This window comes from Treponema sp. OMZ 855, assembly GCF_024181145.1.
Classification (GTDB): Bacteria; Spirochaetota; Spirochaetia; order Treponematales; family Treponemataceae; genus Treponema.
The window spans coordinates 639992-666981 of record NZ_CP051194.1 but is presented as its reverse complement, the minus strand read 5'-3'; the positions used below and the strand labels follow the sequence as shown (position 1 = coordinate 666981).

General features: G+C 45.6%; 19 protein-coding genes. 6 read left to right on the top strand and 13 right to left on the bottom strand.

All coding sequences use genetic code 11. The features are described from left to right. Positions 1–245: 245 nt before the first annotated feature. Positions 246–1163 carry an Rpn family recombination-promoting nuclease/putative transposase gene (locus tag E4N65_RS03095; protein WP_044013275.1) on the top strand — a complete coding sequence of 306 codons (918 nt, stop codon included), beginning with the start codon at positions 246–248 and terminating at the stop codon, positions 1161–1163. Positions 1164–1285: 122 nt separating this feature from the next. Here E4N65_RS03095 and E4N65_RS03090 read toward each other — a convergent pair whose 3' ends face one another. Beyond that, positions 1286–1714 (bottom strand): hypothetical protein, encoded by a 429-nt coding sequence (locus tag E4N65_RS03090; protein ID WP_200877763.1) that lies wholly within the window; start codon positions 1712–1714, stop codon positions 1286–1288. A gap of 196 nt (positions 1715–1910) precedes the next feature. Beyond that, positions 1911–8378 (bottom strand): Ig-like domain repeat protein, encoded by a 6468-nt coding sequence (locus tag E4N65_RS03085; RefSeq protein WP_253674001.1) that lies wholly within the window; start codon positions 8376–8378, stop codon positions 1911–1913. Between the two features lie 485 nt (positions 8379–8863). Between E4N65_RS03085 and E4N65_RS03080 the strand changes: the two genes are divergently transcribed. Next, entirely contained in the window at positions 8864–10135 is a 1272-nt protein-coding gene (locus tag E4N65_RS03080; protein ID WP_253674000.1) for a glucose-1-phosphate adenylyltransferase, read from the top strand. Between the two features lie 107 nt (positions 10136–10242). Here E4N65_RS03080 and E4N65_RS03075 read toward each other — a convergent pair whose 3' ends face one another. Next, positions 10243–10401 carry a hypothetical protein gene (locus E4N65_RS03075; protein ID WP_253673999.1) on the bottom strand — a complete coding sequence of 53 codons (159 nt, stop codon included), beginning with the start codon at positions 10399–10401 and terminating at the stop codon, positions 10243–10245. 35 nt (positions 10402–10436) lie between these two features. Here E4N65_RS03075 and E4N65_RS03070 point away from each other — a divergent pair, with 35 nt between their 5' ends. Next, positions 10437–10715 (top strand): BrnT family toxin, encoded by a 279-nt coding sequence (locus E4N65_RS03070; protein WP_016523312.1) that lies wholly within the window; start codon positions 10437–10439, stop codon positions 10713–10715. Further along, positions 10681–10983: a BrnA antitoxin family protein gene (locus E4N65_RS03065; protein ID WP_081984373.1), complete on the top strand. Its 303-nt coding sequence runs from the start codon at positions 10681–10683 to the stop codon at positions 10981–10983. The genes E4N65_RS03070 and E4N65_RS03065 overlap by 35 nt, the downstream gene beginning before the upstream one ends. Before the next feature lie 180 nt (positions 10984–11163). On the opposite strand, the gene E4N65_RS03060 is transcribed toward E4N65_RS03065, so the two are convergent. Together E4N65_RS03060 and E4N65_RS03055 are read right to left on the bottom strand one after the other, a co-directional pair. Continuing rightward, positions 11164–12033, bottom strand: coding sequence for an alpha/beta hydrolase family protein (locus E4N65_RS03060; RefSeq protein WP_253673998.1), 870 nt, complete (start codon positions 12031–12033; stop codon positions 11164–11166). A 97-nt stretch (positions 12034–12130) separates the two neighbouring features. After that, complete coding sequence (locus E4N65_RS03055) at positions 12131–12997, bottom strand: Rpn family recombination-promoting nuclease/putative transposase (protein ID WP_253673997.1); 867 nt, start codon at positions 12995–12997, stop codon at positions 12131–12133. 197 nt (positions 12998–13194) lie between these two features. Between E4N65_RS03055 and uvrC the strand changes: the two genes are divergently transcribed. Next, positions 13195–15282 carry an excinuclease ABC subunit UvrC gene (uvrC, locus tag E4N65_RS03050; RefSeq protein WP_253673996.1) on the top strand — a complete coding sequence of 696 codons (2088 nt, stop codon included), beginning with the start codon at positions 13195–13197 and terminating at the stop codon, positions 15280–15282. Positions 15283–15327: 45 nt separating this feature from the next. On the opposite strand, the gene E4N65_RS03045 is transcribed toward uvrC, so the two are convergent. Together E4N65_RS03045 and E4N65_RS03040 are read right to left on the bottom strand one after the other, a co-directional pair. Next, positions 15328–16227, bottom strand: coding sequence for a radical SAM protein (locus E4N65_RS03045; RefSeq protein ID WP_253673994.1), 900 nt, complete (start codon positions 16225–16227; stop codon positions 15328–15330). A 6-nt stretch (positions 16228–16233) separates the two neighbouring features. Beyond that, positions 16234–17016 (bottom strand): sulfite exporter TauE/SafE family protein, encoded by a 783-nt coding sequence (locus E4N65_RS03040; RefSeq protein WP_044016913.1) that lies wholly within the window; start codon positions 17014–17016, stop codon positions 16234–16236. A 485-nt stretch (positions 17017–17501) separates the two neighbouring features. On the opposite strand from E4N65_RS03040, the gene E4N65_RS03035 reads away from it, so the two are divergent. Further along, positions 17502–18686 (top strand): hypothetical protein, encoded by a 1185-nt coding sequence (locus E4N65_RS03035; protein WP_044013291.1) that lies wholly within the window; start codon positions 17502–17504, stop codon positions 18684–18686. Here the strand turns inward: E4N65_RS03035 and E4N65_RS03030 are convergent. From E4N65_RS03030 to E4N65_RS03005, 6 genes are all read right to left on the bottom strand, one after another. Beyond that, positions 18668–19330 (bottom strand): hypothetical protein, encoded by a 663-nt coding sequence (locus tag E4N65_RS03030; RefSeq protein WP_253673992.1) that lies wholly within the window; start codon positions 19328–19330, stop codon positions 18668–18670. The two genes, E4N65_RS03035 and E4N65_RS03030, sit on opposite strands and share 19 nt — an antisense overlap. A gap of 19 nt (positions 19331–19349) precedes the next feature. Further along, entirely contained in the window at positions 19350–20525 is a 1176-nt protein-coding gene (gene thiI / locus E4N65_RS03025) for a tRNA uracil 4-sulfurtransferase ThiI (RefSeq protein WP_044013294.1), read from the bottom strand. 98 nt (positions 20526–20623) lie between these two features. Continuing rightward, positions 20624–21964 carry a hexokinase family protein gene (locus tag E4N65_RS03020; protein WP_044013296.1) on the bottom strand — a complete coding sequence of 447 codons (1341 nt, stop codon included), beginning with the start codon at positions 21962–21964 and terminating at the stop codon, positions 20624–20626. 206 nt (positions 21965–22170) lie between these two features. Continuing rightward, positions 22171–23208: an aspartate--ammonia ligase gene (asnA, locus tag E4N65_RS03015; RefSeq protein ID WP_044013298.1), complete on the bottom strand. Its 1038-nt coding sequence runs from the start codon at positions 23206–23208 to the stop codon at positions 22171–22173. Positions 23209–23352: 144 nt separating this feature from the next. Continuing rightward, on the bottom strand, positions 23353–24381 hold the full coding sequence (locus E4N65_RS03010) for a glycosyltransferase family 2 protein (RefSeq protein ID WP_253673991.1): 1029 nt from the start codon (positions 24379–24381) through the stop codon (positions 23353–23355). An 8-nt stretch (positions 24382–24389) separates the two neighbouring features. Further along, the gene (locus E4N65_RS03005) at positions 24390–26897 is read right to left on the bottom strand and encodes a hypothetical protein (protein ID WP_044013301.1); all 2508 of its coding nucleotides are present in this window, start codon (positions 26895–26897) and stop codon (positions 24390–24392) included. Positions 26898–26990 lie beyond the last annotated feature (93 nt).

Below are 26990 nucleotides of genomic sequence, written 5' to 3'. Positions count from 1 at the left end.
AGCACATCTACCGCGTTGCTACTCTGACAGGGGGTCAGAGATTCCAAGCAGCAGCGAGATTTGTTTTGTGCACAAATCTCGTCGTTAAGCAGTTGTACACGGATGTACAACTGCTTAACAGTCTATTTCAAAAGGCTTACGGAAGGACTTCAGCAATCCTAATTAAAAATTCATAATTTTCCCCATTTTTTTAGCCATTTTTGCATCCGTGCTATATATAAGAGATATATTCACAGAGGTAAAAGATGAACGACACAATGACCCTCACTCTTAAAAACGATTATTTATTCAAGCTCTTACTCGGCTCGGAAGAGAACAAAGCCTGCTTGCAGGACTTCCTTGAATGTGTTCTGGATATGCCGACCGGTATGATTACCGACCTCGAACTGCTGGATAAGGAACTTACCAAAGATGCGATCACCGATAAGACCGGTATTCTCGATGTTAAACTTCGATTAAAAGACGGAACAGCAATCGATATTGAAATTCAAAACTCTTGGTCTGCCGAATTTATTCCTCGAACACTGTTCTATTGGGCTAAAATGTACATTGAGGGCTTTAAAGAGGGTGAATCATACACCAGCCTTACAAGATGCATTGCCATCAATCTAATCTCACAAGGATTTAAGCTCAATAGAGAGATGCACTCTGGCTATAGCATACAGGAGCAGAATAGCTATCAGCCGCTCACTGATTTATTAGAGATACACTTTCTAAACTTATCGGCAGTAAAAGGAGCTGAGATACGGCAAAGTATCACTACCAAAAAACAGGAAAAGCTGCTAAACTGGTTACGGTTTATAGAAACGGACGACAAGGAGGAAAGAGCAATGTTAGCAATGACCTCTCCGATATTGCAAATACTAAATGAGAAAATTGATGTTTTGAGTCTAAGTCCTGAGGAGCGGAAGCTGTATGAATCGAGGATGAAGCTGAAAAGTGACATTGCAACTATTTCTGAAGTGCAATTCAAGGCAGGAGCCGAATGGGGTCTTGCGGAAGGTAAAACCATCGGTCTCGCAGAAGGAGAAGCAAGGGGACGCTCCCAAGGTTCCCGCCAAAAAGCGCTCGAAACAGCACGGAACCTTCTGCAACTCGGCTTATCTATTCAAAATATTGCAACAGCAACCGGCTTAAGCCGCGAAGAGATTGAAAAGCTGTAATTCATTCAATGGGGGAAAATAATTAAAAATTAAGAATTATTTTCGATTATTTCTTGATTATTTTTTTTCATACTATCTTTTTACCTCAGCCAAAAATACTCGACCAATATCCATTTAACTTGCTATGGTATCCACCGATACTTTCTAATCATATCTTCTTCTTTTGTTTCAAATTTTCTTTTATCTTTCTGCACTACTTTTTTTAATAACCATCCACCATCTTTTCCTGCTTCATCAACGGGATCGGCTTTTTTTAAATTATTATGCTTTTCCCATAATTTAATCATAGGTGTATCATTCCAGTAGTAATTATCACCTCCCATTAAATCACGTAGAGAGAACCATTCATTTTTTCTATTTTTACACCAACAATACACCGCACCTTGCAGAAAGTTTATAATATCTCTTTCTTCATCAGCAGAGATTCCTGAAACCGCTCGTAATTCATTGTTACCGATTGTTATCATGTTTTCCTCACTTTTGCAAACCCTTTTATCCGAACGGCTCGGAACACCGCACCATTCATATAAAAAGCCCGGTAAGTGCTGCATACCAGGCTTTCAATCATCCCCGCCACGGATGGCGGTGGTTCTCTCAGCAGTAGCGATATTTTGGCTTTGCCAAAATTCGCGTTCAAAAATTGACAAGGAGGTCAATTTTTGAACTTGCCACGGACGGCGGTGGTTCCATGCAGTAGCGAGATTTGTGCTTGCGCACAAATCTCGCGTCCAAGAATTGACACGGATGTCAATTCTTAGACAGCACCGCCATTTCGTAATTCTTTGTTGTAAAGTACGCGGCAACAACCTTATTTGCATAATCACCGCTCGAAGGTACACCCTGACAAATCGTGTACTGCTGAATACCGTTGCTTGCGGGAACAGTCATTACAACCCAGTCACCGGTAAACTTATTGTTTACCACACCGGTTTTTACCGTACCATCGGAACCGATGCCGTCTTTCAGCCATGCAATACGTGCTGCATTTTTGGAACCGTAAAAACCGTTATGATAGTAGCTGATGTACGGAACCTGCTTGGTGCCTTCTTTACGTACACCTATTTTAAGGAATGTCCCCGGATTCATATGGGTATCGACTGTAGCAACTTTAAAGTCTGTAGAAACAGGCTTTGTTGTCCCTTTTACTTTATCCGGCGGCAGGTAGGCGTATTTTACCCCGCCTTTACTGCTTGAATAGTAACCGATATGCAAACCGTCCTCATCATCAATTACCACATCAACATAGAGAGGTGCACCGCCGTCAATCTCAACCGCATGAGCCTGCCATTCGTTTGTTTTACGGTCTCCTCCGACACCCGGTGCCGTGTAGCTTGCACCCATATCGCGATAGCTGTATACCAATCGGGAACCCGTTGCATCATACCATACGGCAACAGCACGATTTGTAGAAGTCAGTCCCACCGCAGCATACAAGCCGCTTTTATAAGTTGTGGAATCGGCCGTATCTGCAATGATTTCATACCCCTTGGCGGAACCGGATTTTTTGGGTGAATCGGGATCGCTACCGACACCATTGTTGCCGACATTGTAGGCAATTCCACCAGTTATGGCAGTTCGTGTGCCGCTTACTGTCGGTACACTTGTTTCTACATTGATAACCGTTCCAAACCTAAATTTAACAGCCGAATCATCTTTCATATTTCCGTCAAAATAAACCATGGCAATTTTAGCAGGATCAGCTGTTGTACCTCCACCGCGTACGGCTATCTTCGGAATACGTACACGGTTTACATCATATACATTTGTCAACTCATTGTCGCAGTTTTCCAATCGTGTTTTATTCATACCTAAGCTGTAGTTAGAACTATTAGAAGGTTGTTGGAAACAGAACGAAAAACCTGTACTCTGACCGGTAGCGCGATCTGTATCTGTAGCACCCAAGTAGGGATTACCATTGCCATCATATCCTATCATTGTATTCTGGAATTTACTATAACAAAACTCCCAGTCATCTGATGCCGTTACTGTACCGTTCTTGCTAATTTTAGTTGAAAGCCGCATAGCATCCCAACCACCGCTACCGATCGTGCGTAAGTTTCCGAACGCCAGATAATAGTTACTTTCCTTATCCATCACGAACTGCGGGCTTTCCATCGCATTGTTATTGATAATGGGTTCCATCTTCCATACAAAAAGCTTGCGGTTTGCATTGAGGATATCGTTATTAATTCCGTTATCCTCAAGATTGTACGGCTTGGTAATATCCACCTTGTTGTTTATCGAATCGATACTGTTTACGCTAACCTTCAGTTCGTCGCTTGTACTGGTAGAAGAATCAAGATAAATACTTTCGAGTGCATTGCCTAAATCTCGAGTTCCCAAAAAAGCATTTCCATAAGTGCTATTATGCTTAAGGTTAAAACCCTTTATATGTATTTTTCTTTTTTCTTTTTCTGCAGAAGATTCGGTTGTTTCCCCAGCCCGTACCGGATATTCGCCGGTCGATGCACGTGAGAAAGCCCCTTTAAATCCGCCGTCTGCACTTGTTAATCCCGTTACTACCTCCGTTATATATGGAACAACGTTGACCTTTGTTTTAGGCTTGTTTGCAGTATAAGCGTACATATAAACTTCATCTGCCTCAATCGGAACATCATCTTCAAGGGTTGCCGTATTACCTGTTACGCTTCTTATACGTGTGAGGTATTGCGTTTCTCCTTTTGTAAACACAACAAACTGTCCGGGCTTTTTATTTGCGAAAACAGCGTTTTCTGCAGATCTTTTTTCAGTCCGGGTAACGCCTGTTGTTTTGGCTGTAGTCACTCCGGTGTCGGAAAATGTCGTTGTTCCATCGTTAGCCGTTACTTTAATGTCTTTCGCAAGCCCTACGCCCGCTTTTTCAGTGTCCCAATCAATCTGCCATGTAACGTAATAGCCAAGATAGTCGGCACCGAGTTTTTTTACCTTTAATACAATACCATCTGCCGAAGTTATTGTTCCAGCCGTCCACGGCCCATTGCCGGAAAGCGCAGCTGTTAACGTTTTACCGGATACCTCAGCTGTAATTGAATCAATTTTAATATTGTCATACGCAAACCCGCGGATTGTAACCTTGCCCGAAACGGAAGGGTGATCGTTGCCTAAACTGTTAATCTTTGCAATTTCCACATGTCCGTTAGCACGGCTGTTTTGATACAATGAGTTGTCGTCCTCCTTATTCCAGTGGAACGGAAGAATGACCACCGTCGGCGGTTTAGTATCGATAGCTTCAAAGAGCGTATTGATTTTAACTTCAGCAAAAGAACTCTTTCCAAACGGAGCTGTGCCGGTCGGTGAACAGTCGTGTGCACTATCCCACAATTCCAGCGTCAATTCTTTGGTTGTTTCGCCTGTAGTATTACCGATCGTATTCAAATTGGCTGGGGTCAATGTTATGATGCCGCCGTTGCCGATATTTTGCATATCATGCCCGGCTAAAATAGCATTGTTGTATTTCAGACTGTATTTAACCTGTCCCTGTCCGCCGTCAAAATTCACCTTTATTTTCGAATTGGTTTCATTTTTAAAAGCAAATGCACTGCTGGTATAATTCGCGGTAAAGTCGAGATTAGAATCTACGTCTATATTCTTGAGGGCTTTGTTCACATTATTATTTGCGAACTCGACAGCACTTCCTCCTATGTCAGTAACGAGCGTTATTGTCTTTACCTTTATCGGCTTATTTTTTACCCGCACATCGACAGGAGGAGCATTATATTCATTACCGCTCTTGTCGGTTATCTTGTAATGCAACGTTCCCTTCCCGTCTTTAAGCGAATCGAGATTTATCTGTCCTTTCCAAGTAACCTGCCCGCCAAGCTGCCGCGTTATTTTATTTGTATTATCGGTTTCGGTTATAATCGTGTGGGCTGTTGACCCATTATCTACCGTAACCCATGCCTCAACTTTTGCAACACCGGAACCGTCGTCATTCGCAACGCCTTTTACGATCCACGGACTGGAGGAGCTTTCATTATATATCAAGGTTTCCGGTTTATAGAGGATATAGTTGTATTCTTTAGTTGTTGTCGAAGGAGTAAAACTCACCGTACTTCCCAATACGCTTGTTACTGTCAATTCAGTATTGTCGGCTAATATTTTGCACCCCGCACCCGAAGATGTGTTTGCTCCCAAGTCCCGTAATTTATCGGCAAGAGCAGCATTTGTAACCGAAGAATCGCCGAAGTACCCGCTGTTGATATATAAGCCCGAGCCGAAGAAACCTGTCGGGGCAGTCGTATCAAATCGGAATGTAAACGTACTATCAGACTTTAGACCTGTAGTTGTATCTTCTGTAATTTCAACCTTGATCGAAAAATCATTACCCGACATACCGCTTATATTAAGCGGTATGCTTAACGTATAGCCCGAAACACCACCTGCACTATAAGGTGTAAGCCACCCTGTGGGCGCCGTAGCTTTCGTATACGATATACCGCCGCTCATTTTGCTTGAGGTAATTTTAACCTCTTTTATTCCAGACGGATCGGTCAATTTTGCCGTAAGCTTTTTGCCACTTCCAATCCACATATTCGTTTCGTAATTTTGTGGTGACGGCGGCATCGAAATATTTTCGATTTTTACGTCGGTAATTAACGGAGCATCTTTATCAACGATTATTTTTACCGGTGTCGTCCACTCGCCCCACCGATCGCTGTAGTTCTTATTTTTTGCACGGAATCTGAAATACAAATCTTGCCGCTGAGATGTACCGTTAAACGCGCCGTTTCCATTTATTTCAAGCCGCCACTCAGATCCTTTTTCGCCAGGCCCGGAACCTGTTCCCGGGACACGCTGTCCGTTTCCGCCTTGATACCAATTGGCATCATACCCACCTCCGCTTGTTCCGAAGGTCATGTTCGCCTGATTGGTAAAATCAGTGGTCTTTGAAAACTGTACATATACCTCACCGACAGCGCTTGGTCCGCCGGTAACAGCGCTTGCCGTACCGAAAATTTGTATAGTACCGCCGACAACAGCATCTGCTTGCGGAGAAAGTACTCTTACTACAGGCTTCGTTCCGTCAGAATTAAAAAGAATTTCTTTTACATGAACCTTTGCATTACCGAGCATATCTTCACTACGGATATAAAGCGGTACTTTATAGTAAGAACTCGTGCCGACTTGGGTTCCGTAATTTTCCGGATGAGCACTCATCGTATCCAAATCAACATCCACGTTCCATGACCCCTTTGTAGAAGTGGTCATATTCTGCCAACCTGAATCGGTGAGCGCAGGTGTAGAAGACTTTTTACCCAGTATATATTTTGTACCGGCCTCTTTAACGCTCGATCCTGTTCCGTCGGTAATAGTGCCCGAAATAGTGATTTTCCCCGCTTGCGGGTCGGCAGGAAGAGGGTAGCTTATATCAGCAGTGGGCGGTGTTTTATCAATCGCAAAATCGGTTTTATCCGCATCGGTTGAACCTGAACCCGCCTTAACCAAAAAGTGAATTTCATGGTCGCCGTCGGACAGGCTGCTTACATCAATTGTAGCCTTATATTTATGATCGCTCTGATCTGCGGGATCAGCTTTTGTAAGCACTGTCGCTGGGTACGGACTGGTGGGTACAGATCCACCTATATTATAATAAACAACACCCGTTGAATCGATGCCGGTAACAGCGGCAAAGATTTCAAAATTCCCTTTTTGGAAACCTTGCGGGCGAATCGCCCGTATACGCGGCCCGTTTCCGACGGCAAGAAAATTTATGATGTATATACCGTCGTTCACGGAGTTGGAATCGTCGTACGCTTCAAAGGTATGTGTGCCTGAAGGATGCGTATCTGTGCCTTTAACTTTTAAGGCATAGTAACCTTCGCCCCAATCGGGATTGAAGACACAGGTTATGCGTAAAGACCCGCCTTCTACGGTGATATTGTTTGTATTTGCCAAATCGGAAAACTTTACAAGTGTTTTTTCTTCAAGGTTTGTGCCGGTTTTAAAGCTGTCTTCTGCAGTGCCGGTTCCGTTCCACTTTGCCAATACAATTTCAATATTGCTTTCTTTATACTGTGCAAGAGCGGCTCCTTTTACTAATGGAGTGTTATCCTTATTACGGATAAGCTCTACCGAAAAGGAGGTCTCATTTCCGGTTTTAAACAGCATGGAAGAAGTATGCCCCAAATTTAAAGTGTTTTTAGGCAGGTTTTTTACGCCGATAACCTTAAATCCCGGCGATATGCTGGGATCCAGTTTAAAAGTACTCCGCTTTTCTTCCATTTTTGTCATTGCCGATTTAAGCGTGTTTAAGGCGTTCGTATCGCCGCGCAAGGCCAGTATCTTTTGGTCGTGTTCGTTTTTATCCGAACCTTTTTTACCGGCAAAATAGTCGCTGATTACTTCGGGGGTATATCCTTTTGCTATGACATCGATATAAATAGAATCCCACACATAATACCAGTCGGCCTTATTTCCTTCTCCGGACGCACTACCGCCCTTATATTCGCGGGCGTTATCATACAAATATAGTCGGCCTCTAATAGGCTTTGTTCTATCTTGCGCTTGTAAATCATATAAAGGGTTTGTAGGAGATGTGCTGTAAACGGCAATTTTAGCATTTATATTCTTGCCGACATACATGTTTTTTATAGGCGCCGTTCCGTTGACAAGTACTTCAAGTTCTTCTACCGTATTTTGTTCACCTGCCTGCCCGACAACAGAAAAAGTTGCTCCGTATCCGTCTGCCTGGGGCGTTGTCGTTTCATCTTTACCCACAATCGTCGACGGCCGCGACACAATAAATACCGGCGGCGTGTTGTCTATTTTATAGTTCTTGGTAAATGTGGACGTCTTTCCACCCTTGTCGGTAACGCTGACAATTGCCGTATATTCGCCGTCGGGAATGGGATACACTTTTACCAGATCGTGCCCCGGTTCGGTTCCCGTCGATTCGTTGTTTACGCTTATTGTCCACGAGGCCGAAACATTCCCTTTGGAAAATCCTTCGGCTTCATACGCGCGGCTTCTTTCTTTGGTTTCGATATTTTCAAAAACAACCGAAATCGATTGGATACCGTCGTCATCCTTTGCCGTACCCTTTAAAACAAACGAACCCCGTATCGGCGTCTCACCCGCATCAGGATAGGTAATCTCACCGCTCGGCGGAAGAATATCGATCTGACCGCCCAAACCTACATACGGTTTACAGGTAATACCTGCAAGGGCAGTTAATATAATCAGTACAAGAAATACTGCGCGATTCATCTTTTTCATAAGCCTTTTCTCCGCTCCATTGAGCAAGCGTTTCTAACACACTCCGGCGATAAAAACGCACTATAATTTCTTCTGCTTCGCTTCTCTGCGGCAGAGCTTTACCGTCTTGCTTTCACCTCTGAGCGGTAGCGGCATGACCGCTACAACTTTCTGCTATCCCGCTTCCCGTATCGGCAGCAATAGCGCAAAACTTTAATGTTGCCAGTAATAAACTTTTTATACGATTACTTTTTATGGATGACTTTTAGAGGGCGGCAGATTACCGCATATATTACTAAATCTCACTTGATGTATACCGATAATTCAATGCTTTGTCAAGCGCAGTATAAAGAACAAGAATAATTCTTATTTATTTTTATGGCAAAAAATAAAAAACTCGTTTATACTGATAGTAATAGAACAACGCTTAAATCTCAGTGTGTTCATAGATACTTCTCTCGGTTTTTGCGGAATACGCCTCTGCAAATATCATAAAAGGAGGATATATGCCGAAAGTATTATCGATTATCTTGGGAGGCGGAAAAGGAACTCGTTTATACCCGCTTACTCAATCCCGTTCAAAACCGGCCGTACCGTTCGGAGGGAAACACCGTATCGTCGATATACCTATCTCCAACTGTATTAATTCCGGTCTTAGGCAAATTTACGTATTGACTCAATTTAACTCCGCATCGCTGCATCTGCACATTGCACGGGCATACCGTTTTGACAGTTTTTCAAACGGCTTTGTAGAAATCCTTGCTGCAGAGCAAACGTTTGAACATTCAGGCTGGTACGAAGGCACCGCGGACGCAGTAAGAAAAAACTTTACTCACTTTAAAACGCAAGATCCGAAATACTATATCATCCTTTCAGGCGATCAATTATACCGTATGAACTTAAAAGAGTTTTTAGCGCAGCACGAAGCTTCCGGAGCAGACATTACTATCGCCTGTACGGCAGTAAACCGCCGCGACGCTTCCGGATTCGGTATTATGCAGATTGATAAACAATCAAACATCACCGCTTTTATGGAAAAGCCCGGCCCCGATAGAAATATCGATGAATGGAAGATCCCTGCACAGTCGGGTATTTCAGTCGCAAGTCCCGATAAAGAATATCTCGCTTCGATGGGTATTTATATCTTTAATGCAAAGGCGATGGAAGAATGCTTAAACAACAATATGACCGACTTCGGAAAAGAAATTATCCCCGCTTCGATTAAAGATCATAAGGTTTCGGCGTTTGTGCATAACGGTTATTGGGAAGACATCGGTACCATCCGTAGTTTTTACGAAGCAAACCTTGATTTAACGGAAATTACGCCGCAATTTAACTTTTATGATGCGGAAGCGCCGATTTATACCCACTACCGAAATCTGCCGGCTTCAAAAATCAACGGAGCGCAGTTGGATCGTGTTACCTGCAGCGAAGGTTGTGTTATTACCTATGCGACAATTACCCGCTCCGTCATCGGTATTAGAACCATTATCGAGGCAGGAAGCGTATTGGAAGGTGTTGTCTGTATGGGGGCGGACTACTACGAATCCGACAGCAGCAAGGCGGTAGACGAAAAAGCCGACATTCCATGTATCGGTATCGGAAAAAACTGTCATATTAAAAAAGCGATTATCGACAAGAATGCACGAATCGGGCATAACGTATCCATCGGTATGGGGGAAATCCCGCCCGACGGCGACTACGGCTATTATCACGTTGTTGACCGCATTTACGTTATCACCAAGAACGCAATTATCCCCGACAACACCGTCATTTAACAAAAAGGGCAGCCGCTTGCAGTTTTTCCAATGCGGTTGCCCTTCCCTGCTGAACTTTTCCTTTATTGTTTTATTTTATATTCCTGGTACTTTTAAACGGTTAGCGTCTATAACGTCTTTTTAAACCATGCAATCGTTTCGCCGGTAAGGGTATGCAGCATAGTTAAATCGCCGGAAAATACAAGGAACGTATGATCAGCGCCTTCCAGAATAAGGGCACGGCTTTTTTTGTTCTTGGCGCTGTTTACGATATTGACAACACCCATTTCATGATGTACATTATTTTATGGAGTAACCTTTCATGTATTTTGAATGGGACGAGAAGAAAAATAAGACAAATATTAAAAAACATGGCATCTCTTTTGAAGAGGCGTGTCAGATATTTACTGATCCGCACCTTCTTCTTATTCCAGATCCATGTGATTCTGAAGAACGGTGGAATGCCATTGGTTTTGTCGAGACTATCCTGTTTGTTGTCTATACAGAGAGGAATGACGGTACACTGAGGATTATATCAGCTCGCAAGGCGAACAAGGAGGAAATAAATGGCTATAAAAACAATGACTTTAGACGAAATTAATAAATCACCTAAACTATCAAAAGAGCGTATAGAAGAAATAATGGCTTTCGATGAAAAATTTGATGATCCTGACTGCCCTCCGCTCACGTCGGAGCAGCTGGCACAAATGAAACCAGCCCATGTGATACATCCAGAATGGTACAAAGTTAAAAAAGCTGATGTTCATATCAAGATTGATATTGATATTCTGGAAGCGTTAAAAGCAGGCGGCAAAGGGTATCAGACAAGAATCAACGAAATTTTGCGCCGTGCTGTTATGCCTCAGTAAATCACTCTTGGGATACATCAATAGGCAGATTTAATAGGGTATGAGTTTGGAAGAGCGAAAAGAACCGTCATTTAACAAAAAGGGCAGCCGCTTGCAGTTTTTCCAATGCGGTTGCCCTTCCCTGCTGAACTTTTTCTTTATTATTTTATTTTATATTCCTAATACTTTTAAACGGCTCGTCTATAACGTCTTTTTAAACCATGCAATCGTTTCACCGGTAAGGGTATGCAGCATAGTTAAATCGCCGGAAAATACAAGGAACGTATGATCAGCGCCTTCCAGAATAAGGGCACGGCTTTTTTTGTTCTTGGCACCGGCTGCTATCGTCTGCGCTACGGAAGGCAGCACTACATCATCTTTGGAGCCTGCGATGGCTAAAATCGGGGCTTTAATCGCAGCAAGTTCCGCCGGATAATTGATTGCCATTGCATTTTCATAATAAGCGGGGCTTTGTTTAAGCGGCGTCCGCCATGAATAGGTTACTTCATAATAGCCGTTTTTCTTTGCTATTTCGTATTGTTCTTGCTCTCCGCTTTTCTGATCGTAGGCGCCTGCCCATGTAAGCACACTTTTGAAGACATCATTCCGTGCAGCTGCTAAAAGAGCGAGCCTTCCGCCTTGACTCCATCCCATAATCCCGATTCTTTTTGCATCGATATTCTTCAATGCACAAAGATATCGATAGCAGCTCAGAGCGTCTTCGATACCTTTATCATAGGTAAAGTCGATATAATCGCCCTTGCTGTCACCGTTTCCGATGTAATCGAACCGAATGGTGGCAATACCCGCACGTGCCATTTCAGGCGCAGTGTAATCGTAAGCCATACCTGCCTCATGGCGGTTTGAACCGTTTCCGTGCAGCATCACCACTGCGGGAAACTTTTCGCCGGGTTTTCCTTTAGGAAGGGTCAGCGTAGCAGGAATTTCGTGATCTCCTGCGGTGATAAATATATCTTGTTCGGTATATCCATACTCTTTCGCACCCGCAGAGGCAAAAACCGGTATCAGCATCGCAGCCGATACACATACAACACAGAGCAATTTTTTCATACTATCTCCTATAAAAAACTGTTGCCGTAGATTGTAGCACATTTAATTACCGCTCTACAATATCGCGCTGCCATGTACAATACTAGGTAAAGGTAGATTACAGTGCTTCAACATCTTCTTTGGTAAGCCCGGTTGCCTGTGCTATTTTTTGTACGGATAAGCCGAATTGCAATAAGTTCTTTGCCGTTTCGAGCGCTTTTTGGCGGGAGCCTTCGGCAAGGCCGAGCGATTTGCCGCGCTCAAGGCCTTTCCGTTCAGACTCGCTTATCATCGAGAGCCGGTCGCTTTCATATTCCCATGCTGCCTCATACCGCTTCCGTTCTTGCTCATCCAGATAAAAGATGTCCATCACCTTATTTGCCTTCGCCATTACCGGATTTCCTTGTGCGAGCATAGACCGCTCCTCCTTACTGTCTGTTTTGATAAACATAAGCCATTTTTCTAGGCTTGTCAAACTCTCTTTTTGCAGCTTTGTTAAGTCTAAAAAGTGAATCTCCAAAAGCTCATCCAAGAGTGTTTGTTCTTCCGTTTCCCGTATCTGATAGATTGAATGTATCTTTTCGCTCAGCTTAAACGGGCTATTCAGCACATTGATTGCAATACACTTTTTCAACTGCGCATACTGGAAGCCGCTCATAAAATGTTCATGGATCAGTTTAGAACAGTAAAAGATACTGCGTTTAGGATAATAATCAAAATAGGTATTCTGCATCTCTACATCGATTTTACGGCCGTCGCGTAAGCGGATTTTAATGTCGAGCCGCCCGGTTTTATCGTTGTAGAATCGGGGAATCTGTTCGCTATTTTTGATACGGACGTCATCAAAATCATCTTTGCTCAAAAGGGTAACCAAAGAGAGAAATTCGATCATGATATCCTTATTCTCTTCAGTACCAAAGAGCTTTTTGAACGCATAATCGTTTCGAGCGGTGAACCGCATCGAGTTACTGTGGGATTTGCTCATTTTCACACCTCCTACAGTCCTTATGCGACTTTCGGAGGAAAATGGCTGGAAAAAACACTATAATTCACGTCAAAAATTCATCATTTCTTAAATTAAATCTAACTGAGTCTTTAGCATAGTCTATAAATGATAAAAATATCCGGTTATGCTCTATCAATATTGCCATTACGCACCGGTCTTAGTATTATCCTTACGGTATGAGTGAACAAGCGGATGTGCGTGAGGCGCTTCATCAATATGCGCTGTCGGCGCCTAAAACCAGCGGCGTGTATCTGTGGCGGGATGAAAAAGATATCGTTATTTATGTCGGAAAGGCGAAATCGCTCAAGAATAGATTGAGTTCGTATTTTGCGTCAAAGCGGGATATTAAAACCCGTATCCTCGTTTCGCGCGCGCGCCGCATCGAGTATATTCAAACCGATAATGAGTATGAGGCGCTGCTGCTTGAAAATAATCTGATTAAAAAATACAAGCCGCGCTACAATATCAATCTCAAAGACGGGAAAACCTATCCCGTGCTCAAAATTACCAATGAACGCTATCCGCGGCTGTACCGAACGCGGCGGATACAAAACGACGGCGCCCGGTATTTCGGCCCCTTCCCCAATGTGCCCGCTGTTGATGATTTTTTGTCGCTCATTAAACGGACCTATACACTGCGGCAATGCAAGCGCTTAAAAAAGCGCGAGCCGTGTCTGTATTTTCATATCGGCCGATGCAGTGCGCCCTGTGCGGATAAAATTTCCGAAACCGACTATCGAAAGGATATTGATGAAATTGCGCTGCTGCTTGAAGGAGACTTGAAAAAACCGCTCGCCGAATTAACGGAAAAAATGAAAGCAGCAGCAGCAGCCCGCGAATTTGAAAAAGCCGCCCGTATCAGAGACGGAATGCAGGCGGTACGGGCGCTTCGAGGCCAAAACTCTGTTGAAGATATGGATCCGGAATCCCGCGACTATATCGGCTGGGCGGCGGAGGGAGCGCTGATCACCTTTACGGTATTTAAAATGCGGGGCGGCAAGGTTGTCGGGCGGGACTTATACCGGACGGAAAGCCTCAAAGATGAAGCCGAGGTTTTACCCGAATTTCTCATTGCCTACTACACCGACCCCAAACAGATTCCGCCGCATATCTTCGTGTGTGCGGGGCAGGAATATGAACTCGCGGAGCAATGGTTTGCCGACCGGCTCGGCGTTAAAGTTACCATCACGACGATTCCGTTGGAAGAGCGGAAACAAGCGGCCGAGACAGATAGCGATACCGAAAACCGTACCACTGTGAACGAATATGCATATCATAGTGATACCACCGAAGCGGCAGCCGCTGAAAAAACGCCGGTATATGGCGCCGTTACACCTGATGAGGCTGATACCACACCGGTATCCGGCAGTGCAAGCGAACCGGAGATATCAAAACAAACAGCGGCTACATCAAATAGCGCAGGTAGGTCGGAGATATCGGAGCGGTCGGCAGCAGACCGGCTGCCTCCTTCCGTACTTCGGCGGCATAAAGCGGCGCTTGCAATGGCGCAGTTTAACGCTAAAGAGGACGCTGCCCGCCGCGTAAAGGAGCTGGGAGACTTCCCTGCCCTGGAAGAACTCCAAAAGATATTATCGCTTGACCGGCCACCCCACCGCATCGAAGGTTTCGATATCGCTCATTTGCACGGCAAGTACACCGTTGCCAGCCTCATCTCGTTTAAGGACGGCAATCCCGACAAAAAGAACTACCGGATTTTCAGGCTGCGCACTACGGACGGCATTATCGATGACTACGCCTCCATGCGGGAAGCGGTGGCGCGGCGGTATACCCGTTTGCTGAACGAAGCAGCGGAGCTGCCCGACCTGATTATGATAGACGGCGGCATCGGACAGGTAAATGCGGCCAAAGCGGTACTCGATGCCTTGGAGCTTGATATTCCGTTGGTGGGGCTTGCAGAAAAAAATGAAGAGCTCTACCGGCCGCATATCAACAAGCCGATTGTGCTGCCGCGGCGGAGCGCAGCCTTACGGGTACTCCAGCGGGTACGCGACGAAACGCACCGGTTTGCCAACACCCGCAACAACCGGCTGCGGTCAAAAGAAGAACTACATTTGCAGTTTGAACAGCTGCCCCACATCGGAGAAAAACGGGCTGCGCGTTTGCTGCGCAGCTTTTCAAGTATTGAAAAGCTCGCGGCCGCTTCCGCGGAAGCGGCTGCCGCCGCGGCGCGGATTACGCAGGCTCAAGCGGAAGAAGTGATTGCCGCCGCCCGGGAAACAGCTGCACGGTCGTCCTCCTTATAAAGGAAATATACAGTCGATCGTAGAAATGCGGCTCTTAAAGATGCTCTATAAATAGTATTTCCGGTGTTCAGGATATACGCCCCGCTCCAGAACGCGGTTGACTTGCGCAAGCATTGCGTCCCTATCCTGTGGCAGCGTTCCTTTCAGCGTTAAAAAGTTGGAGGCATGATTGGAGCGGAAAATCACCGGAGCGGTCATCTCTTCAACATGAATATTCTCTAAAATCAGCTTTAATTCTCTTACAACCTCTTCAATTCCGACAACTGTGTACTTTCCTTCGGCGGCGGCTTTGGTAAGATAGCTGCCGTCCTCAAGCCGCAGCGTGAGCAGCCCCGCATAGGTCAAATACATTTTGGAGATAATCTCGCCGGTTTTAATCGCATGCTGCGTGTTATCCCGTTCGGCACCGTTAATTCCTAAAATAAAGGTTGCCGACAGTTCCATTCCCGCATCTTTCACCTTGTTGGAAAGTTTGATCATCTCCGCCGCCGTTGTTCCCTTCCGGATAAACTTGAGCGTTTCATCGTCGCCGCTTTCCACACCGAGGTACAAAAGCGTCAACCCCTTTGAGGCTAGCAGCTTCAAGTCTTCCGGAGATTTTTGTCTGATATTGAGATGAGTTGCATAACAGGACACCCGTTTGCACTGCGGAATAACGGCAGTAATCGCGTCCAATACTGCGGCCAAGTATTCTGTCGGGGCGGTTAACGCGTCGCCGTCAGCCAAGAACACCTTATCGACACGGCGGTAGTGTTCGGCAAACATGACGAGTTCCTGTTTCACCGTTTCAATCGGCTTAATCCGGAATTCTTTTGTCTGATACATTCCGCAGAACACACAGCGGTTATACGAACAGCCGAGCGTTACCTGCAAGATTAACGAATAAGCCTCGCTCGGCGGACGATACAGCGGATAATCATAAGGATCGTAAAGCGAATAATTCATAAGTACCTATGAGAACAGGAATGTCCCGAAAACATCGTAAAAGAGTTTTCCGAACAGCAAGATAATAACGCAGATCATCAACGGTTTGATAAACGCAGTGCCTTTTTTTATTGCAAACCCCGCCCCGATATAGTTTCCGATGATACCGAATACGGCTGCAGGAATTGCAATGGAATAGACGACCTTGTTGCCGGTTATGACAGCGATGAGTGTTGCATAATTCGATGCAAGATTCATAACTTTCGCATTGCCGGAAGCGGTTTTAAGGTCGTACTTCATCCATGCGGAAAAAACGATAATGGCGATGGTGCCTGTTCCCGGACCGATCAGTCCGTCGTAGAAGCCGATAAGCAGACCGGTACACGCAGCCAAGACAAACGCTTTCTTTTTTGGAATCTCGGCCGACTGATTCTCCGTACCGAAGTTGCGTTTAAATAAAAGAAGCACGGCGACAATCGGGAGAACAATAACCAGTACGGTTTTAAGCGTTTCCTGATTGATCATCAATGCGATTCTGATACCGATATATGAAGATAGAGACGAACAGACGGCGGAAACCGCCGCGACCTGCCAGTCAACCGCGCCATTCTTAAAAAAACGCGCTGCGGAAAGTGTGGTGCCGCACGCAGCGGAAAACTTATTGCACCCGATTGCCGTATGAGGCGGAAGTCCGACAAACAGATACGCAGGCAGCGAGATTAAGCCTCCGCCCCCTGCTGCAGAATCGACAAAGCCCCCTAAAAAGACAAAAAACCATAAGAACGCAAGCGCCCAGATACTTATATGCATAATCATATTCTATCATCCTTTTGTTCTTTTGAAAATATACGATGCATCTGCGTTGTCGCTTCACAAAAAACAGTCCTCAACGTACAGTAAGTACGCCTGCGGGTGTTTTTTATGCGCTCCTAGCATCTGCATCGTCTCTTTTCAAAAGCGTTGGCTCAAAAATATACGGGTAATTACTTTGTCGCTTCATAAAAATTAATCCTCAACGTATCAGGACGGACAGGGATGTCCGGGGTTATAAGCAGCAGCGAGATTTGTGTTATGCACAAATCTCGTCGTTAAGCAGTTGTACACGGAGGTATAACTGCTTAACAGGCTATTTTCAAAAGGCTTACGGTAAAAAGACTGTTCAGAACCGCCATGGACGGCGGTGGTTCTAGTCAGTAGCGTGTTTGAACCGATGATATAGTATTTTTTACAACAAACGTATATATTGATAGTGTTCTCTTATCTTATAATCATGGGATGAACAAAGGCGGTTTTGTATGGATAATCTGAAGAAAAATTTAGCGGACAGAAAAAAAGAGCGGGAAGCTTTACAAACAATGCTTAATTCATTGTACAGAGAATACGGCGAAACCCAATTCGAATATGTTTTGCAGCGTAAAGAAACAATACCTCATATTAACGAACAGGACTTTGAAGCATGGAAAATACTGAGAGAGTCCCGCCGAAAGGATTCGGATACTGTTTTGAGTATTAAGACGGCACAATCGCGGCAAAATGAATTAAAAGTTTTTTCTAAAGAAGTTGATAAACTATTGCATGAACAACAGCGTACCTATGAAGCAGCGCGGAATGATTTTATTTTACTGTTCTTTCAAACCTATCACAATAATTCACTACCGCAAATTGCACAGATCGTTCAATCAATTGAACCGCTCAAAGACTCTATCGAGAAGGTACAGCAAGACAAACAAGAACTTGAACGCCAAAAAAACGATGCACACTTTTTTAAAAAGCTGACTTTGAGTCCGCAGCTGTTATCACTCAAAGGAAAATTAACCGGTTTGCAGAAAAAGATGAATGAGCAAATTATTGCCGCAGGAGAAGAATTCCTCACCGATACTGTTATAAAAGAGGTACGCGGCGCTTCCTTTCCGGAACAACTTGAAACAGCGTATCTTGCCCTCCAAGCAATCGTTGCCAAGCAAGATGAAATGGAAGACAGAAAGGCAACACTGAATGCCGAGCAGAAAAAGCTTACTGAAACGTTAACGGAATGCGGTGTTATCGATACTCCCCAGAAGCGAATCAATGTTCTGGCGGACATCATAAAAAATACGGATGAGAAAATTGAAGAAGCCGAGAGACGGCAAGGTTCACAGTATAGCGATATCTTTTATACCGATGCAGGCACACGTACCGAAGAACCCCTTTCCAGCGTACCGGATCCATTTAAAACGTACTTAGATTCTATTGCAGAGTATCGTGTAAAGCTGGAAAAAAATGCGATCGACATCGAATGTATCGAAAACGAAATCGCCCTTGCCGGCGAGGTACATAAAATAGAAACATTACAAAAAGCCATTGCCGGATATAAAGACGGCATTGCTCAGTACGAAAAGCTCATCGAAACAGCCGAACGGGATATCGCACGTGCAGAAGAAATAAAACTGGGGCTTCAGGAAAGAAATAATGAACTGAAATCTCAAGGCTCAGGGGACTGAGAAGGAATTCGAGTGATAGCTCCCAATTCCCATTTTTTCGGTTTAAAGAAACCTTGAGCGTATACAGCGCCAAAACCGGGTTCATACAGATGAATTTTTCGTATCTGTTTTGTTATGTTCCATTTCTTAATGTACATACCATAAGATTCCAGAAAATTGAGCGGCTGCAGCTTCGTAAAACCGCATCGAGTATCGTATGCAGCCGTTGCAATCTCAATGTAAACACTGTAAGGAGCATTAAGCTCCATTTCAAGCGGATTTTGATTTTGATTAAAACAAGCCCCAACCTGTACGCTCACAAGATTATCTATCGGTAAAAGCTGCTCAACGGGATATCCCCCATAACTAAACAATGTTCGTGCATTACGGAGCATATCTCCCGATATTTCAAGCCGTTTGTTATTCATCGCAAGATAACGGTACATACAATCGATCAGTTCAAACAAGTTAATATTTGTCTCTGCTGCTGAGCCGAGTATGAGTTGTATATCTTCATCGTTTACATAATAGATACTGTTCTCCTGCATCGGCCTCGTCGAAATTATTTTTTCAATCACAGGATATGCCTCATCAGCGCTCATACCCACTAAGAGAACGGAAGAAAAAAACAAAAGATATAAAACAGGTAATAATTTTTTATGCATTATAAATAAAATCCTTTCTTTACGGCAAAGCCCATTCTATTTTTTTTGTTTCACGCTGCTCGAAGGCTTCCATGAGCAACGGCTCTATATCTATACGCGCATAGATATCTTCGGCATCTTTCTGCCGTGTATGCAGTACCGGATGTTTGGGAGAAAACAGTACGCAGCAATCTTCATACGGCAGTATGGAAGTTTGATAGGTACCGATATCAACTGCATACCGTATGATTTCTTCCTTGTCCATACCGATAAGCGGACGCAGAATCGGAAGTTTTGCACAGCTGTCGGTAATCGTAAGGTTTTCGATTGTTTGGCTTGCCACCTGCGCGAGACTCTCTCCCGTAACCAAGCACTGCGCATTAACCTTTTCAGCCAGCATTTCGGCCGTGTGCATCATACACATACGGAGCAAAAGCGTCAAATAGGCTTCAGGCACCGTCCGCTTTAGATGCTGCTGTACCTTGGTAAACGACACAACGGTCATGTATCCGCCGAGTCCGTAGCGGGATAAAATACCGGCTAAGGTTTCTACCTTTTGCTGAGCTTCCGGCGACGTATACGGATGGGAATGAAAATACACGTAATCGACTTTCATACCGCGGAAGAGCATTTTATATCCGGCAACGGGGGAGTCGATTCCGCCCGAGAGCAGCAGCAGCGCCCGCCCCGAACAGCCGCAGGGAAGCCCTCTCCTGCCGGTATGCTCAACGCCGTAAATGAACGCTTGCTTTTCGCGTACCTCGATGCTGATAACCGCATCGGGCTTGTGCACATCGACGGTTAAAATCCCCGCCGTATGGATGGTGCCTCCTACTTCCCGTGCAATATCATACGAAGTAAGGGGAAATTGCTTATCGGCGCGGCGGGCTTCAATTTTAAAGGTGCGTGCGCCTTGCGCCTGCAAGGCCTTGGCTTCGGTAACAGCCGTTTCGGAAATTGACTCAAGCGTTTTGTCCGCCGGTTTTGCCTGCGCCCAGCTCGTAATACCGAAAAGGTGATTTAGAGCCGCTTCTACCCGCGGCTGCAAGGCCTCATCAGCCCGTACATACATCCGCCCGGCGCGTACCTGTACGTTTGGTACCGCTCCGTCAAAATAGCTTCTGAAGTTTTGCGCAAGCCGCCGCTCAAAATCCTTTAGGTTCCCTTTTTTAAGGTTGATTTCTCCGATTTTTGCCAGATAAAAAAGCTCCGCCATGTAAGTCTCGTTAAACCTCCGTTACATTGTTACAGCGCGCCTCTAAAAACTCGGTTAGATTTGCTTCGTATCCTTCGGAATAGAGGTGCGCTACATTGTTAAATCGTGCCCGCGATGGCGGTGCCGAACGTAATTGCATTGTCGAGGGATACCACATCGAAATAAAGGCCTCGCTCTTGCGTCAGCACCCGATAGAGGTGCGCAATAACGGCATCATGCAAGCGGTACGTTTTTAAAAACGTTGTACCCTCTGAAAGGATACAAACCGGCAGCGCAGGATTTTTTCCCTTGCCTGTTTTAATAACAGCCGCGGCAATATTCCCCGCAGCAAGCCGTGCCGTGCGCATAATTAACACATCCAATATCCGGCAGAGAACCTCGCGGTCTTCTTCCGTGCCGCCTGCTAACAGCTGTCCGAGCGGGGTTTGATCGGAATACGGTGCTTGCAAAAAGCGGTTTACATCGATAAGCGGAAGGTCGGTAATGGTAGCAAAAGCCTTTTTAACGCCGGCGGAAAAAAGATTGTCCGCAGCGGCTGCCCGTATCATCACCGAAGCAACCGATCCGAGGTAGGCGCCGGAGCACATTTTTTCAAACCAAAACATCTGCGGCTGGTCGGTCTTTTTTGCAAATGCTTCATCAAAATCGCTGCGCGGCTGTTTGTTCGACTTCCCCGACTCGCAGACGACAATCTGTGCGGGCAAGGCGACCGTACCGGCGCTGTTCGACGCAATTTTCGGAATATTCTGATATTCGATATACGCAGCGTTCATTCCGGTTCCGAGGATAAAGCCCACATACGAATCGTATTTTTTCCCGCCGACAGCAGTCGATGCCCCTGCGAGAAGCGCCGCAACCGTATCGTTTAATAGTACAATGCGTTTCAGCTTATTCCAGCCCCGCTGCATCAGCGCCGCCTCCAGATTTTGACCGACCAATGAGCCGATCACTTCGGGCGCTTTGATTTCCTTAGAGAATTGCAGCACTTCGCCGTCGCCTGCCGGAGTAATTTTCATCGCATACGAAAAGCAAAACGCGATAGAATCCGCAGCGTTTTTCAAATGGTCTAAATAGGAGGCGATGGTAGCAAAAAATTCCGCTTTAGAGTATTCCCTATCGGTTGCCGGCATCGGCTTCCGCTCAAGCTGACTGATGGACGGGATGCTGTTTTCGTCAAAGGTAACCAAGCATGACCGGAAATTGGTTCCGCCCGCATCGATAACGATAACCGAAGTATTCTTGGGCGGCTGCTGAGGCGGCATAAACCACGTCGGAATCATATCCAGCGCCGGCCCCGTACCAATGGGAATGCTCGGATCCCGTTTCAGCCCTTCTTCTATATCATACAGCAGCGTATCGATAACCGTATTGACCGTGGGGCCTTCCGCATCAAAATTATGCCGTCCAAAAAACGCAGCGACCGAATGCCGAATGTCCATTGTAATGCCTCCCGATAAATTCATGGGGATGTCTCAAAAGTTGGTTACTTTTTCGACATCCCCGCGAGTTTAAAACTAAGTCTTTATAAAGTAATGACTTAGTTTTAAACATCGCATCTAAATCTAAGGAAACTGTCCAAAAACTGAAGTTTTTGGACAGCTCAAAGCATCTCTAAAAACTAACCGAGTTTTTAGAGATGCCCATTCTATAATAGTAGAATGCTCCGTCCCGCACACTGCGCCCGCATATCGTCGGGCCATACCGAAACCTGCGTTTCACCGATATGGGCTTTCCGCAAGAAGAACATACAGAGCCGCGACTGCCCGATTCCTCCGCCGATGGTTTGGGGCAGTTCTCCGTTCAGCAGTTTGGTATGAAAAAACAGCGATGCCCGTTCCATGCAGTTGCGGGCGGCAAGCTGTTCCCTCATCGTTTGAGGACTTACCCTGATCCCCATCGAAGAGAGTTCAAGCACATCCTCCAATACGGGATTCCACACCAACAAGTCTCCGTTTAATCCGTGCCGTCCGCTGCCGGTTTCGGTAATCCAGTCGTCATAGTCGGGCGCCCTACCGTCATGCGGTTCTCCGTTTTTGAGCGGAGCGCCGATACCGATTAAAAAGACAGCACCGTACTGTCGGGCGCATTTCCGCTCCCGCTCCTTTCCGGAAAGATTGGGATACTGCGCATAGAGATCTTCCGCATGGATAAAGGTGATATGTTTCGGCAGAATCGGCTCGATCGCCGAATAGTTATCATAGATAAAAAACTCGGTACACTTTAAGCAATCGTATATCTTTTCTACCGTTGCCTTCAGAAAATCGAGCGTTCGGTCGGACTCCTCCATCGCGAGCTCCCAATCCCACTGATCGACATAGAGCGAATGGATATTATCAAGTTCCTCATCAGCTCGGATCGCATTCATATCGGTATAAATACCGAAGCCGGACTGTAATCCCATTTCCGCTATTTTAACACGCTTCCACTTTGCAAGCGAGTGTACAATCTCAAGTTCCTGCTCATTCATATCCTTTACCGGAAAATGTACTGCCCGTTCCGTACCGTTCAAATCATCGTTCAAGCCCTTTCCTCTGGGCACAAAGAGCGGCGCCGTAACGCGGGTTAAGTTCAAACGGGTCGATAAAGTGAGCTGAAAAAAGTTTTTGATACGGACGATAGCCTGTTCCGTTTCTTTACCGGTTAAAACCGGCCGGTAGTGTTCGGGGATATAAAGATGCGGCATAAGCTCTGACTTTCCTTAATGATTTTTACGGAGAATGCGTCAATTTATCCTTTTTCCGGGGAAAAAACAAGGGTACATCCGTATCAAAGAAATATGCCGGACTGATAGATCGGCATCCGGCGTCAAGAGCGCATAGATCCGCGCCTATGCAAGCCCCCACCACTCATCCAGCATAGCCCGTGCCTCTCTTTGTAATGAAGGAACCACACAGGCTTCCAGCTGCTTGAGGTTATCGGCATAGTGAGCGCGGCCTGAATCCTGTACAGACTTGAGGATATCGCCGTCAATAGCGGGATGTTCATCCAAATAAGAAAGGATAATGGTAAAAACCGAAGCAACGGAGCATACCTTTTGCCATTCGGAAAGGTCGGCGATTGTACGGCGGGAAGTAACGCCGGTGTTGATACGGTAGTGATACACAACATCCCGTATGCCGACATATGTATGCACTTTTTCGGTATACCCGTCCTCTAATGCGCCTACAGATTTCGATGCAGTCAAGGCAATAAAAAAATAGAGCAGCATATCTTCCGCCATTGTACAATAGGTAAACGGAATTTCGCCGTACGCTTTTTGAACAAGGTCTGTTTTAAAAAGCTTGCCCCATACGAAACTGCTGTATGAGTGTTCAACGATATATGTGCGGAGGATTTCATCGCCGGTTAAAACACCATCGTACACATTCTGCGCCCTTTGAGCAAAGACTGCAACACGCGTGTCCGGTTCTCCTTCCATACCGCACACCGCAGCCTTGCCGTGTACAATATCGGCACCCGACGTAGCGGCTACATCGTACAATAGACGGAGAGCATTAGGCGGCAGCTCATCGTCCGGGTCGGCAAAGGCGAGGTATTCGCCCGATGCCGCAGTAACCGCTGTCCGGCGCGCTTCGAGCGTACCGAGGTTTTTACTATGTTCCAAAAACACGAGCGGCAACCCCTGCGCTTTAAACCGCTTTGTATATGTTTTAATAATACCCCGCAGTTCTTTTGCACCGGGACTGCCGTCGTTTACAACGATGGTTTCAAAAAGCGGCGCTGCATCCTGCCGTAACACGCTTTCAAAAAACCGTCCGATCAGCCCCTCCGTCCCGTACACGGGAACGCAGAGGCTAACGAGCGGCTTCTGCCGAGCCGCTCGCCCAAAGCGTGCGGCTCGAGAAATAAAACTCATCCGACAGTTTAGTCCCACTCAAAGCCTGATTCTTGTAACGTCTTAGAAAAGCTTCCGCCCGAATTCTGTTCGTCTTGTAAACGGCCTTTCAAATCGTACTCCAATACCTTATCGGCATTTTTACAGTAAGGCCGATCAGGGTAACTAGCCAGTCCTTCTTTACCCCATGCACCGTCCGAGGCGATGATGAGCCTAATCCGCTCGGCTTCGTCGTATTTTACGGCAATAAAGCGATAAAAGCCGTAACCGACTTCATTCCCTGCCGTACCTACAGGATCCTTTTTAGCCAATTCGACGGCACTGCCGGAGAATCCATCCTTCGTGCTGCCGATTTTATACAGCTTGCCACTGTTTTTAAAGGTATCGGCTTGGTAATCGAAACTAATTTCTTTCATACCGTTCTCTTCTTTTGAAGTGATGGCATACAACACACCGTCGAGAACCTGTAAGTCGTTAACAAAGGCTATCGTGTTCGTATAGGGGTCGAACGGAGGCGAAGTCGGTTCCGTAGGAGTTTCTTGAAATGATCCGACATCTATTGTTCCTTTATCGGCTCCGTCCTGCTTGTCATATTTCTTTACCGATAATGTATAACCGGCAGGAGATGTGCTCCTTGTCCTTGTGCCGACAAACAGCCCGTCCTTGTTTGCTGCAAGCGCGGTAACGGGAGCGGTATCCACATCAAACGTTACATCATATGGTAACCCATCAGGTTTATTGGCAACTGACGCACTACTGAACGGAGTGCCTAAAGGCCAGCTATATTTTACTATGTGTCCACCGGGACCATCCTCATATGTATAATACAAATAATTTTGTCCGTCGGAAATATCTACGGCAATTGCAGAAACATCATGGGGTGTTAGAAAAGCATCCACACCCTGCGTATCATACGAGCCGTCTTCTTTCAGCGCAAACCGTCTAACGTTGCAACCAGAACTATCTTTCCACAAAATATACAGATTGCCGTCTTGGTCGTAACAGAAAACATCGGTAGGCTGCACGGAGTCTTCAAAAAGCTTATTCGTAGCGGAAAATGCTTCCGTTCCGTCTGTGCTTATCCAATAGTTCATGGGGGAAAGAACCATGGCAGGGCTTTGCTTTTCCCACAGCAGTATCTTTGTATTGGGCTTTTTATAGACGGCGTGCTCTGTAAACCATGTTGCACCAGAGTCACGGAAAGACAGACTACCGTTTCTGCGGTTGAATGCGGCGATGCGATCTTGATTGCCGTTTACACGGAGATTTTCATTGAGATACTCGATATTTACACCGTCATCCGCTATGTAGATATTGTCTTCGTCATAGCCGATAAAACCGACGGGGTTAGAGAAAGAGGCTGACTCGAAGGGAAGGGAGAGATCAGTACTACCGGCTTTGGAATGAAGTCCTTCCGTATTTTTCTTGGTAAGCGTACTGCCGGAATATTCATAGCGAACGAGCTGCCCAAGCGCATACTTTTTTCCTGCTTCCTCTTTCTGCTGGGTAAGCAGACAGTACACGTCGTCATCCTCGGCAAAAAGACCGGTACAATCGGGAAGATCATTTCCAAAGGCGGAAGCTGATCGAAGTTGATTCAAGTTCTGACTCGCTAGTGTCGTCGATTTAAATTTTAAAGTCTTATTGCCCGGAGTGGGAAGATCTTCAAATCCAAACTCACAGGCAGACAAAGTCTGACCATACACAGCAAACAGTACATCATCATCTACCGCAACGGCACTAGCACTTGATGCCGGTGCACTCGGGAATGCAGCACTGCTAAAAGATTCAAACGAATGATCTTCTTTCTCCTTGAAGCAATAGACGGTATCCTCCTTAAGCAAAAAGATATAGTTATCGTCCTGATCAATCACTATATTATCAATACTACCGATAACAACGCCGGACGGCAGTACAGCAGCAAGAGCAGCTTCAAATTCGGTATCCTCATTTCCCTCCACATTAAAGCGTTTAAGATGAGTAGATGAAGTATCTTCATACAGCACATATATTCTGCCGATTTTATCCCGTGCCGTTACCGGTTTTTTGCCGATAAGAATTCCATCGAGCAGTTTTCTACCGTTTTGCGTGCTCAAGGATACGATATTACTCCCCGAAGGGTCTTTTCCTGTAATATAAAACAGCAGATTGGCGGCAACTTTCAGCGTTTTAGATAGCTTTACGGCAATGAAATTATCCCCTGCCATAACAGTGTGCTTCTCGGAACCGTGCCACGCTCCTGCCGCTGTTGTAACAACCGCTTTTACGGTAATTTTTGTACCGATAGCAAGCGTAACCGTAACCGATGTTGTTTTCCGTGCTAATTCAGTTCCCTCTTCATCCGTAATGGTGATAACGGTATTATTCTCATTAAGCGCAGGGAGGCCTTTTCCATCAACTGAACGGGCAGTTCCGCCTCCAATAACAACCCGTACCGTGCCGGTGTCTCCGCCGGTAAGCATACCATTACATGCCGTAAACGCAAGGCACAGCATTGCCAAAAGAATACTGACAGAGTTCACATACTGCTTTTTCATATTCTACCTCCTCGTATATCCCCTTTTGTCTTTATCATAGAATTAAACATGCTATCTTTTTAGGTAACCACACTTTACCTTTTTTCGCAAGTT